The sequence below is a fragment of the Nonomuraea sp. NPDC051191 genome (genome assembly GCF_044455665.1).
Lineage (GTDB): Bacteria > Actinomycetota > Actinomycetes > Streptosporangiales > Streptosporangiaceae > Nonomuraea.
The window spans coordinates 13,594-25,904 of the sequence record NZ_JBITEZ010000019.1; the positions used below are offsets into that span (position 1 = coordinate 13,594).

Here is a 12,311-nt window from a genome sequence, read left to right on the forward strand (position 1 = left end):
CTGACCTTTCCTGACCTTTCCTGATCAACCGGTGGGCACCCGCTGCCCTGCCGTGCCCGCCAGCCGGGCGTGGTAGGCGGCGATCGGGCCGTCGAGGGTGCCCTCGCCGAGCCGCCATCGCTGTTCGAGCCTGTGGCACTCGTCCTTGCGGAAGAGCGCGGGATTGTCGGTCAGCAGCCCGCCGAACGCCCGGCGCAGCTCCTCCTCGTCCGCCGCGACGGGCAGCAGCGAGGCGAGCGTGATCAGCTCGCGGTCCGCGCTCGCCTGGCCGGTCTCGCGGACGAGCCGCGCGAAGTCGCCGCACGGGATCGGCGTGACCGGCACGCCCGCCCGCGCCGGCACGTCGTCGATGCTGACGCTCTCGCCGCGGAAGACGTGCAGCGTACGGCCCCAGACCTCGGGGTCGACCACGGCCGCCCCGACCCGCGCGGCGACGTAGTCGACCGGCGTGTAGTCGGTGCGCGTGGCGACGTCGGGACGCACGCCCAGCCGCAGGAACGCCGAGAGCAGCAGATGGGTGAAGGCGACCGGGTTCGGATACCCGTTGTCGGCGCTCGGCATGATCTCGCCGAGCCGCAGCACGGTGACCAGCGCGCCCCGGCGCCGGGCCTCGGCCAGGTAGCGCTCGGCGATCCACTTGGACCGGCTGTAGCCGCCGCCCGGCGGCCTGGCCGACGCCGGGTCGCAGTCCTCCGGCACGCGCTCGCCCCTGTGGAGCGCCTCGGTCTGCAACGCGCCCAGCGTCGAGACGTAGTGCAGCGGCACCGGATGGTGGGCCATCGCCAGCCGCACCAGCTCGATCGTGCCGCGCACGTTGGCCTGGCGGTGGGCGCGGTAGTCGAACAGGAAGTTCACCATCGCGCCGTTGTGCAGCACCAGGTCGCAGGCTCGGGCCAGATGCTCCCAGGTGGAGCCGTCCAGCCCGAGGCCGGGTAAGGACAGGTCGCCCGCGTAGCCCTCCAGCCGGTCGGCGAAGCGCGGCTGCCACAACCCCCGCTCGGTGAGCGCGGCCACCACCCGGGCCGTGGCCGCCTCGTCGTCGGCCGCCCGCGCCAGGCAGCACACCCGCAGCCCGCCGCGGTCCAGCAGCTCGTGCACCAGGCGGCTGCCGACGAACCCGGTGGCCCCGGTGACCAGCACCGTGCGCAGCCGGTCCGGCCTGGACGCGCGCCTGATGGGCTCCCCGTCGGGGACCACGGAGTCGCGCGCCATCAGCACCGACTCCTCCTCGATGGCCTCGTGGTCGTGCCGCCGGCGCTCGATCAGCAGGGCCAGCGCGCCGGCCGTCGGGTGGTCGTACAGGTCCTTGACGTCCACGCGCACGCCGGTCTCGGCGGTGATCATGTGGACCACGGACAGGGCCTGGATGGAGTCGCCGCCCGACTCGGCGAAGTGCGTCTCCGCGGTGAGGCCCGGCCAGCCCAGCGCCGAGCGCATCGCCCGCAGCACCTGGTCGCCCAGGCTCGCGGTCGGCGCGCTCTCGGCCAGCAGCGCGGTGTCCTCGGCCAGCCTGCCGTCGAGGATCTCCTGGAGCCGGCCGCGGTCCACCTTGCCGTTGTCGTGCAGCGGCATCTCGGCCAGCGGGAAGAAGTAGCGCGGGACGCTGGTGCGCGGCAGGGTGCGGCGCAGCTCGGCGGCCAGCGCGGCCTCGGTCAGGCCCCTGCCGGAGGCGAACAGCGCCAGCGCCTTCACCCCCGCCTGCTCGGCCACCAGGACCTCGGCCTGCAGCACGCCGGGGCAGCGCTGGGCCGCCGCGGCGATCTCGCCCAGCTCGATCCGCACGCCGTGGATCTTGACCTGGAAGTCCTTGCGGCCGGCGAAGAACAGGCGGCCGTCATCGTCCAGGTGGCCGAGGTCGCCCGTGAGGTAGAGGCGGTCGCCGGGGATCTCGCCGGGGAACGGGTTGCCCACGAACGCCCTGGCCGTCGCGGCCGGGTCGCCCAGGTAGCCCGCGCCCAGGCAGACGCCGCCGATCGCGATCTCGCCGGTCGTGCCCACGGGGACCGGACGCAGGTCCTCGTCCACCACGACCGCGTAGCAGTTGTCGATCGGGCGGCCCAGCGGGACGGCGTCGCCGTCGGCCGCCGAGACCCGGTGGAAGACCATCCCGATGGACGCCTCGGTCGGGCCGTAACCGTTGGTCAGGTCGAGGCCGGGCAGCAGGGCCATCAGGCGGTGCACCGCGCGCGGGCTGACCGCCTCGCTGCCGACGACGAGCCGGCGCAGGGACGACAGCGCGCCCAGGGCGGCGGGGTCACCGTCCACGATGGCGACCAGGGCGTTGAAGACACTGGAGACGAAGTCGGCGGTGGTGATGCCGTACCGGGCGATCAGGTCGATGGTGTGCCGGAGGTTGAGGAAGTCGCCCTGGACGGGCAGCACGGTGCGCCCGCCGGTGGTCAGCGGCCAGAACAGCTGCCACAGCGCGGAGTCGGAGGTGTGCCTGCTGTTCTGGAGCACCACGTCGTCGCCGGTCGCGGCGAAGTAGCGGGTCATGAAGCGCAGCCGGTTGGCCAGGCCGCCGTGCCGGTTCATCGCGCACTTGGGGGTCCCGGTGGTGCCGGAGGTGAAGTAGCCGTACACCAGGTCGTCCGGGCCGAGGCCGACCGCCGGGCGTTCGGAGGTCGGGACGATCGTGTCGATCCCGACGACGACCGCCCGGCGGGCCGCGTCCGGCGGCAGCCGCTCGCCGCCCGCGCACAGGATCGGCCCGTCCGGCAGCACGTCGAGGGTGTCGCGCACCCGCTCGACCGGCCACGACGGGTCGAGCGGCACGAACGCGGCGCCCAGCTTCATCAGCGCCAGGTACGCGACCGGCAGCTCCAGCGAGTTGACCAGCAGGGCGGCGACCACGTCGCCCTTGCCCACGCCGTGCCCGGCCAGCGTCGCCGCCAGGCCGTTGACCAGGTCGTCCAGTTGCCTGTAGGTGAGGGTCCTGCCGTCGTAGGTGACCGCCGGCCGCTCGGGGCACCGGTCGGTCTGCTCCTCGATCAACGCCGGGACGGGACGGAACGGGCCGAAGTCGACCGCCCGGCCGGTGAAGCCGCGGGTGTTGCCGGTCATCTCCACCTCTCTGTCAGGAATGTACGAACGGCGACCGGTCCCCTTGCCTCACGCGCCCCCGTCGCCTTCCTCATAGGCGTTCCAAGTCGTTCCAGAGCCGGCCCGGCGCGTACGCCGGTTCACCGTCCCCGCCGGTCCCGCCGGTCCCGCCGATGGCCGCCGCGGCGGCGATCCGGCCCGCCTCGGGCGACGTCTGGACCCCGTAGCCGCCGAGGGCGGCCAGCCAGACGAACCCCGGAGCGTCGGGCGCCGGCCCGATCACCGGCGTCCCGTCGGCCACCTCGCTGCGCAGCCCCGCCCAGGCGTGCCGGACGCTGCGGATCTCCAGCGTCGTGGCCTCCTGGACGCGCCGCACGCCGACGGCGACGTCCAGGTCGTCGGGACGGGCGTCGCAGGGCGCCACGAGGGTGGCGTCGGCGGGGGAGACCAGCAGCCGGCCGGACTCGGGCTTGAAGTAGAACGTGTCCGCCACGTCGGTGACCATCGGCCAGGACCGGGCGTCCGTCCCGCCGGGCAGGTCCACCAGGAACGCGGTCCTGCGCAGCGGGCGCAGCCCCACCGGACGCACCCCGGCCAGCGCGGCGACCTCGTCGGCCCACGCCCCGGCGGCGTTGACCAGCGTCGGCGCGGCGTGCTCGCCCGTGTCGGTGACCGCCCGCCAGACGCCGGACGTGCGCGACAGCGCCCGTACCCGGGCGGAGGTGAGGACCTGGCCGCCCCGGGCCCGGATGCCGCGCAGGAATCCCTGGTGGAGGGCGTCCACGTCGATGTCCATGGCGCCCGGTTTCAGCATCGCGCGGCTGAACCGGCCCGGACGCAGGATCGGGCAGTGCTCCAGGGCCTCGGCGGAGCCGATCTCCACGGCCGGCGTCGGGGCCCGCCGTCCCTCGGCCAGCACGTCGTCGAACAGCTTCTCCCCGCCGTACGGGCACAGCGCGAGCACGCCGCGCGGGGTCAGCAGCGGGACGTCGGCGAAGCCCGGAGGAGGCGCGGCGAGGAAGTCCCTGCTCGCCGCCGTGAGAGCCCGGACGGCCGGGTTGCCGAAGTACTCCGAGAAGAGGGCCGCCGACCGGCCGGTCGAGTGGTGGCCGGTGACCTGTTCGGCTTCGAGCAGGGTCACGGTGCCGTACCCGGCGAGGAAGAACCCCGCGCAGGCGCCCGCGACGCCGCCCCCGACAATGAGAAAATCTCTCACGTCCGTAAACTGATCACATTTCACCGGGTTTCGGCAAACAGTTTGTGCGTCCTGACAAAAATGACTTGCCCGAAATGCGGAGTAAGTCAGGTCGTAAATGCGATAACTCAAGCATTTATACAAACGATCTTGTGATTACCGGCCTGTCACAGCCTCGGCGGCGGTGGCAGGCCGTCCCGGCGGGGTCAACCCCTATGTCAGAAATGGCGCAGGTGTGCGCCACGAGTGTCAGATCCGGTCGCTGAGGGCGCGCAGCAGACCCGCGAACCCCGGCGCCGCCAGGCGCGGCGGGACGGCGGCCATCAGCCGCATCACCGGCTCGCTCTGCATGAGCGCCCTCGGGCCCGACGCCGCGAGCGTGTTCGCGGCCACCGCCGAGGCCCGCGCCGCCCGCCGCCTGCGCCGCGCCGAGTACGCGTCCACGACTGTGTCCACGACTGTGTCCACGACCGCGTCCGGGGCGGGCGCGGCCCGCAGGCAGGCGGTCAGCGCGGCCACGTCCTCAAGCGCCTGGTTGGTGCCGTGCGCCCCGACGGGCGGCATCGCATGCACCGCGTCGCCGAGCAGCACGCACCGCCCGGCGCCCCAGCGGCGCGGGACCCTGTGCCGGGTGTGCGGGAACAGCTCGACGTCTCCGTCGGAGAGCGAGTCCAGGACCCGCGCGACCGGCGCGCCCCAACCGGCGAAGCGGCGGCGCAGCATCTCCACCGGCTTGCGCGCGGGCGGGTCGGCCGGGGACCAGGGCAGCTCGAAGAACCACTGCATGAGCCCGTCGCCCGCGCTCATGAAGCCGGCGTCGGCCTGCCGTCCGATCATCAGGGTCGTGGTCGGGCCGGGGTCGAAGGGGGCGGGCGTCAGGCCCTGCCAGATCGCCAGGCCCGTGGTCGCCGCGGGGCCGTCGCCCAGCGCGAGCGCGCGCACCCGCGAGCGCACGCCGTCGGCCCCCACCAGGAGGTCCGCCTCGTACTCCGCGCCCGTCGCGGTCCGCACCCGCACGCCGTCGCGGTCGGTCTCCAGGTCCCGTACGCGCGCGCCGAACCGTACGGAGCCGTCCGGGAGGCCGGCGGCCAGAAGCTTGATCAGCGAGCCGCGCGGGATCACCCGTGGCGCCGAGCCGAAGCGGGCCGTCAGGGACTCCAGGTCCACCTCCGTGATCCGGCGGCCCCGGGCCGTGCGCAGGGATAACGTGGACAGCCGCTGGCCGGTGCCCGCCAGGTCCACGCCGAGGTCGCCGAGGATCGCCGTCCCGTTGCACCACAGCGTGATCGCGCCGCCGCCGAGGCGCAGGCCGTCCGCGCCTTCCAGGACGACGACCTCGTGGCCGTCCGCGACCAGGCCGCGCGCGACCGCCAGCCCGCTGATCCCCGCCCCCGCCACCAGCACCCGCATGAGCCGCCCCCTCTACGAATCGTAGTACTACACGCTATAGAGGGACATGGCGGGTGTGAAGCGGCTCATCGGTGGTAGCCGAGCGTCGGGAGACGAGCACTTTGGGGGGAACATGGCCGAACGCCTGACCGACGAGGACATCGACACCGCCATGGCGGCGCTGGAGGGCTGGCGGCGGGACGGCGACGCCCTGGTCAAGGACGTGCCGATCACGCCCGACAGCTTCGGCTGGCTCAGCGAGGCGGTGCACAACGAGGGCGCGGCGCTGGGTCACCAGGCCGAGATCGAGCGTACGGGGGAGGGCATCCGCTTCCGGCTCTCGACGGGCGACGCGGGCGGGGTCACCGAGCGCGACGTCGAACTGGCCGCCCACATCGACCAGGTGCTCGACGGCGGCGCCCTGGACCGCGGCTGACCTCCGGCGGCCCGCGCTGGACGGGCCGCGTCATCCCCCCTGGCGAGAGCCCCGGTGTGCAGGCTGCACAGGTTGTGCAGGGGCCACACCCTGTGTAGGGTGCATTCGGACAATAGGGGGATTAATGGTGCATTCCGCGCCCAGCCCGCGCTCCGGCGGCGGGATCGTCAGCGTGCTCGCGGTCGCCGGCATCGTCGGCTCGCTCATGCAGACGCTGGTGGTGCCGCTCATCGGCCAGCTGCCGCGGCTGCTGCACGCCGCCCCCGCCGACACGTCATGGGTGATCACCGTGACGCTGCTGGTCGGCGCGGTCGCCACCCCCGTGATCGGCAAGCTCGGCGACCTCTACGGCAAGCGCACCATGATGCTCGTCTGCTCGGTGCCGCTCGTCGCCGGGTCGGTCGTGTGCGCGCTGTCCGGCTCCCTGATCCCGATGATCACCGGACGCGGCCTCCAGGGGCTCGGCGTCGGCATGATCCCGCTCGGCGTCAGCGCGCTGCGCGACCTGCTGCCGCCCCAGCGCGTCGGCCCGGCCATCGCGCTGATGAGCTCGTCCATGGGCATCGGCGGCGCGCTCGGGCTGCCGATCTCGGCCGCCGTCGCCGAGTACGCCGACTGGCGGGTGCTGTTCTGGGGCGCGGCCGCGCTGAGCGTGCTGGTCGGGGTGCTGATCTGGCTGCTGGTCCCGGCCACGCCCGCCGCCGCCCGGGGCCGGCTCGACCTCGTCGGCGCGTTCGGCCTGGGCGCGGCGCTGGTGTGCCTGCTGCTCGGCGTCTCGAAGGGCGGCGACTGGGGCTGGTCGAGCGGCACCACCCTCGGGCTGCTCGGCGGCGCCGTGCTGCTCGCCCTGCTGTGGGCCCTGTGGGAGCTGCGCGTCCGCGACCCGCTCGTGGACCTGCGCACCACCGCCCGCCCGCAGGTGCTGCTCACCAACCTGGCCTCGATCCTCGTCGGCTTCGCCATGTACGCCCAGTCCCTGGTCCTCATGCAGATCCTGCAACTGCCCGCGGCGCTCGGCTACGGCCTGGGCCAGTCGATGCTGGCCGCCGGGCTCTGGATGGCACCGTCCGGGCTGATGATGATGGCGGTCTCCTCGCTGGGCGCCCGGCTGTCGGCCGCCCGCGGGCCCAAGACCAGCCTGTTCGTTGGCGCGCTGATCATCGCGGCCGGTTACGGCGCCGCCCTCGGCCTGATGGGCTGGAGCTGGGGTCTCATGATCGCCGGTTGCATCGGCAGCGCCGGGGTCGGCCTGGCGTACGGCGCGATGCCCGCCCTCATCATGGGCGCGGTGCCGAGGAGCGAGACCGCCTCGGCCAACAGCTTCAACACCCTGATGCGCTCCATCGGCACCTCGGTCTGCGCCGCCGTGATCGGCGTCGTCCTGGCCCAGCTCACCGTCACGGTCGGCGGCCACACGCTGCCGTCGGAGACCGGCTTCCGCACCGCCCTGATGATCGGCTGCGGCGTCGCGGTGGTCGCCGCGCTGGTCACCCTGACGCTGCCGAAGCCCGTGGCCGCCGCCGCGCCGGCCCTCGCCGCGACGTCCGTCCCCACCGCCGTCCCCACCGCCGTCCCCACTCCCGCCCCGGCGGCCGGTCCCGCTCCGGCGTCCGCCGAGGCCCTCGGTCCCTGGGAGGACGCGTTCCGCTCGCACGACCTCGCCCCCGAGGGCCGCCACCACCCGCGGCCGGTCCAGCCGGAGGAGACCGGCGTGCTCTCCCTGGAGGAGCGGGACGAGCTGCTCTGGCTCCGCCGCGAGAACGCCGAGCTCCGCCGCGAACTGGACGTGCTCATGCAGAACGTCGGCGTCTGGCTCAGGAACCTGGCCGATGACAAGCCGGCAGGCTGACCAGCCACAACGCATGCCCGACAAATAATGATTTGAACGAGCGAGTACTCACTCATTACGCTCGTCCGCATGACCAGAAGGCGACGGGTGCCCGCGATGGCGCCCGAAGACCGCCGTGCCGCCCTCATCGAGGCCACCGTCCCCCTGCTGCGCGCGCACGGCACCGCCGTCAGCACCCGCCAGATCGCCGAGGCCGCGGGCGTGGCCGAGGGCACGATCTTCGGCGTCTTCCCCGACAAGGCCACGCTGCTGCGCGCGGCCCTGATGAGCGCGTTCGACCCCGGTCCGGCCGAGCGCGCGTTCGCCGCCATCGCCGCCACGCAAGGGCTGCGCGCCCGGCTGTGCGAAGTGGCGGCGCTGCTGCGGGCGGGCATGACGGCCAACGTCAACATCTTCGCCGTGCCCCGCGAGCTCATGGCCGAGGACGCCGAGTTCCACGAGTACATGCTGGCCAGCCGCACCCGCATCACCACCGCGCTCGCCGCCCTCGTCGAGCCTGACCGCGACCACCTGCGCCGCTCGCCCATGGCCACGGCGCAACTGCTGCTCATGCTCGTCTCGGTGAGCGTCCACCGCGGTTTCGGCCTGTCCGGCGACTTCGGCGACATGGACGACGAGGAGATCGTCTCCGTCCTGCTCGACGGGCTGCTGGTGCGGCCCTCCCTCACCCCCTCGACAGAAAGCGTCCGTTGATGCTGCTACGCCTGCTGCGGGTCCAGCTCAGGCCGTACGGGAAGGAGATCACGCTCGTGGTCCTCTTCCAGTTCGTGCAGACACTGGCCACGCTCTACCTCCCCACACTCAACGCCGACATCATCGACCACGGCGTCGTCACCGGCGACACCGGTTACATCATGCGCGTCGGGCTGGTGATGCTCGGGGTGACGTTCATCCAGATCGTCTGCTCGATCGTGGCCGTCTACTACGGAGCCAGAACCTCGATGGCCCTCGGCCGCGACCTGCGGGCCGCGATCTTCCACCGGGTGCAGGGCTTCTCGGTGCAGGAGGTCAACAGGTTCGGGGCGCCGTCCCTGATCACCCGGACCACCAACGACGTGCAGCAGGTGCAGCTGCTCGTGCTGATGACGTTCACGATGATGGTGGCCGCGCCGATCATGTGCGTCGGCGGCATCGTGCTGGCGCTGCGCCAGGACACGGCGCTGTCGTCGCTGCTGCTCGTCGTGCTGCCGGTGATGATCGTCATCGTCGGCCTGGTCGTCTGGCGCATGCGCCCGCTGTTCCGCACCATGCAGGAGCGCATCGACCGGATCAACCAGGTGCTGCGCGAGCAGATCATCGGCATCCGGGTCATCAGGGCGTTCGTCCGCGACCGGCACGAGCGCGAGCGCTTCGGCGTGGCCAACGAACGGCTCACCGACGTGTCGCTGCGGGTCGGGCGGCTGATGGCGCTGATGTTCCCCTCGGTCATGCTGGTCGTGAACGTCTCCAGCGTCGCCGTCATCTGGTTCGGCGGCCAGCGCATCGCCGACGGGGCCATGCAGGTCGGCGCGCTGACCGCGGTCATCTCCTACCTGATGCAGATCCTGATGTCGGTGATGATGGCCATGTTCATGTTCATGATGATCCCGCGCGCCGAGGTCTCCGCCGAGCGCATCGAGGACGTGCTCGGCACCGACCCGACCGTCCACCCGCCCGCCGAGCCCGTCATCCCCGACGGCCACGCGGGCGAGCTGGAGCTGCGGTCCGTGGACTTCCGCTACCCGGGCGCCGAGGACCCGGTGCTGTCCGGGGTGAGCTTCACCGCGCGGCGCGGCCGTACCACCGCGATCATCGGCAGCACCGGCAGCGGCAAGACGACGCTGCTCAACCTCGTCCCGCGGCTGTTCGACGCGACCGCCGGCGACGTGCTGGTGGACGGCGTCAACGTGCGCGACCTCGACCCGGCGGCCCTGGCCCGCGCGGTCGGCCTGGTCCCGCAAGGGCCCTACCTGTTCTCCGGCACCGTGGCCTCCAACCTGCGCTACGGCCGGCCCGACGCCACCGACGAGGAGCTGTGGCGGGCCCTGGAGATCGCCCAGGCCCGCGAGTTCGTCGAGGCGATGCCCGGCGGCCTGGACGAGCCGATCTCCCAGGGCGGCACGAACGTCTCCGGCGGCCAGCGCCAGCGCCTGGCCATCGCCAGGACCCTCGTGCACCGGCCGGAGATCTACCTGTTCGACGACTCCTTCTCCGCCCTCGACTACGCCACCGACGCCCGCCTGCGCGCCGCCCTGGCCGCGGAGATCACCGACGCCACGATCGTCATCGTCGCCCAGCGGGTGAACACGATCCGCGACGCCGACCTCATCCTGGTCCTCGACGAGGGACGCGTGGTCGGCAGCGGCGACCACGCCGAGCTCATGGAGACCTGCCCGACGTACCGGGAGATCGTGCTGTCCCAGCTCACCGAACAGGAGGCCGCGGCATGACCGCCCAGGCTCCCGCGCGCCGCCCGCAGCCCGCCTTCGGACCGGGCAGGATGATGTCCGGGCCCGCCGAGAAGGCGCTCGACTTCGGCGGCACGCTGCGCAAGCTGATGCGCCTGCTGCGGCCCGAGCGCGCGCTGCTCGGGGTCGTCCTGGCCCTCGGCGTCGCCAGCGTGGCGCTCACCGTCACCGGCCCCAAGATCCTCGGCCACGCCACCGACCTGATCTTCTCCGGCATCATCGGCGCCCGGCTGCCCGCCGGGATCACCAAGGAGCAGGCCGTGGCGGGCCTGCGCGCCAAGGGCGAGGGCAACTTCGCCGACATGGTGTCCTCGATGCACGTCGTGCCCGGCCAGGGCATCGACTTCACCGGGCTGGCCTACGTGCTGGGCTGGGTGCTGGCCATCTACGTGGTGGCGGCGCTGCTCGGCATCGTGCAGTTCCGGCTCACCACGACCGTCGTGCAGCGGGCGGCGTCCCGGCTGCGCGAGCGGATCGAGGCCAAGCTGGGACGGCTGCCGCTCAGCTACTTCGACGGCCAGCCGCGCGGCGAGATCCTCAGCCGGGCCACCAACGACACCGACAACATCGCCCAGACCCTCCAGCAGACCATGAGCCAGCTCATCTCGTCGGTGCTGACCGTCGTGGGCGTGCTGGTGGTGATGTTCTGGATCTCGCCGATCCTGGCGCTCATCGCCCTGGTCACGGTGCCCGTGTCGGTCTACGTCACCACCATCATCGGCAAGCGGTCGCAGCCGGAGTTCATCAAGCAGTGGTCGTCCACCGGCAAGCTCAACGGCCACATCGAGGAGATGTACGGCGGCCACACCCTGGTCAAGGTCTTCGGCCGGCAGCAGGAGGCCGCCGCCACCTTCGAGGAGCACAACCAGGCCCTGTACGCCTCCAGCTTCCGCGCCCAGTTCATCTCCGGCGTCATCCAGCCGGCGATGATGTTCATCGGCAACGTCAACTACGTGCTGGTGGCCGTCGTGGGCGGGTTCAAGGTGGCCTCGGGCTCGATCTCGCTGGGCGACGTGCAGGCGTTCATCCAGTACTCCCGGCAGTTCAGCCAGCCGCTCACCCAGGTGGCCGGCATGGCGAACCTCGTCCAGTCGGGCATCGCCTCGGCCGAGCGGGTCTTCGAGCTGCTGGACGCCCCCGAGCAGTCGGCCGAGCCGGCCGAGCCCGCGCGTCCGGCCGAGCTGCGGGGCCGGGTGGCGTTCGAGGACGTCTCCTTCCGCTACAGCCCCGACCGGCCGCTGATCGAGAACCTGTCGCTGACCGTGGAGCCCGGCCAGACCGTGGCCATCGTCGGCCCCACGGGAGCGGGCAAGACGACCCTGGTCAACCTCATCATGCGCTTCTACGAGGTGACCGGCGGCCGCATCACCCTCGACGGCGTCGACACGGCCGACATGTCCAGGGAAGAGCTGCGCGCCGACATCGGCATGGTGCTCCAGGACACCTGGCTGTTCGGCGGCACCATCGCCGAGAACATCGGCTACGGGGCCGAGGGCGCCACCCGCGAGCGCATCGAGGCCGCCGCGCGGGCCGCCCACGTCGACCGCATCGCGCACACGCTGCCCGACGGCTACGACACGGTGATCGACGACGAGGGCGCCACGGTCAGCGCGGGCGAGAAGCAGCTCATCACGATCGCCCGCGCGTTCCTGTCCGAGCCGGCGATCCTCATCCTGGACGAGGCCACCAGCTCGGTCGACACCCGTACCGAGGTGCTCATCCAGCGGGCGATGAGCTCGCTGCGCGAGGGCCGGACGAGCTTCGTGATCGCCCACCGCCTGTCCACGATCCGCGACGCCAGCCTGATCCTGGTGATGGAGGACGGCCGCATCGTCGAACAGGGCACCCACGAGGCCCTCCTGGCGGCGGACGGCGCCTACGCCCGCCTCTACTCCGCCCAGTTCGCCCAGGCGGTCGCCGAGGTGGACTGACGCCGGCGTCCCCCGGTACGGC

8 protein-coding genes are annotated in these 12,311 nt (G+C 72.5%); 5 read left to right on the forward strand and 3 right to left on the reverse strand.

Annotated elements, in window-relative coordinates; genetic code table 11:
- Window positions 1-24: 24 nt before the first annotated feature.
- From ACIA8R_RS42570 to ACIA8R_RS42580, 3 genes are all read right to left on the reverse strand, one after another.
- Window positions 25-3,063, reverse strand: coding sequence for an amino acid adenylation domain-containing protein (locus ACIA8R_RS42570; protein ID WP_397043279.1), 3,039 nt, complete (start codon window positions 3,061-3,063; stop codon window positions 25-27).
- 70 nt (window positions 3,064-3,133) lie between these two features.
- Window positions 3,134-4,258, reverse strand: a complete 1,125-nt coding sequence (locus ACIA8R_RS42575) for an NAD(P)/FAD-dependent oxidoreductase (RefSeq protein ID WP_397043281.1) — start codon at window positions 4,256-4,258, stop codon at window positions 3,134-3,136.
- A gap of 228 nt (window positions 4,259-4,486) precedes the next feature.
- Window positions 4,487-5,647, reverse strand: a complete 1,161-nt coding sequence (locus tag ACIA8R_RS42580; RefSeq protein ID WP_397043282.1) for an FAD-dependent oxidoreductase — start codon at window positions 5,645-5,647, stop codon at window positions 4,487-4,489.
- A gap of 112 nt (window positions 5,648-5,759) precedes the next feature.
- Between ACIA8R_RS42580 and ACIA8R_RS42585 the strand changes: the two genes are divergently transcribed.
- The 5 genes from ACIA8R_RS42585 (at window position 5,760) to ACIA8R_RS42605 (ending at window position 12,289) form a co-directional block, all read left to right on the forward strand.
- Window positions 5,760-6,062: a 4a-hydroxytetrahydrobiopterin dehydratase gene (locus ACIA8R_RS42585; RefSeq protein ID WP_357709791.1), complete on the forward strand. Its 303-nt coding sequence runs from the start codon at window positions 5,760-5,762 to the stop codon at window positions 6,060-6,062.
- A gap of 124 nt (window positions 6,063-6,186) precedes the next feature.
- Window positions 6,187-7,911, forward strand: coding sequence for an MFS transporter (locus ACIA8R_RS42590; RefSeq protein ID WP_397043285.1), 1,725 nt, complete (start codon window positions 6,187-6,189; stop codon window positions 7,909-7,911).
- 69 nt (window positions 7,912-7,980) lie between these two features.
- Complete coding sequence (locus ACIA8R_RS42595) at window positions 7,981-8,604, forward strand: TetR/AcrR family transcriptional regulator (protein WP_397043287.1); 624 nt, start codon at window positions 7,981-7,983, stop codon at window positions 8,602-8,604.
- Window positions 8,604-10,340, forward strand: a complete 1,737-nt coding sequence (locus ACIA8R_RS42600) for an ABC transporter ATP-binding protein (protein WP_397043289.1) — start codon at window positions 8,604-8,606, stop codon at window positions 10,338-10,340. Before ACIA8R_RS42595 ends, ACIA8R_RS42600 begins: the two co-directional genes overlap by 1 nt.
- Window positions 10,337-12,289 carry an ABC transporter ATP-binding protein gene (locus ACIA8R_RS42605; protein ID WP_397043291.1) on the forward strand — a complete coding sequence of 651 codons (1,953 nt, stop codon included), beginning with the start codon at window positions 10,337-10,339 and terminating at the stop codon, window positions 12,287-12,289. Before ACIA8R_RS42600 ends, ACIA8R_RS42605 begins: the two co-directional genes overlap by 4 nt.
- Window positions 12,290-12,311 lie beyond the last annotated feature (22 nt).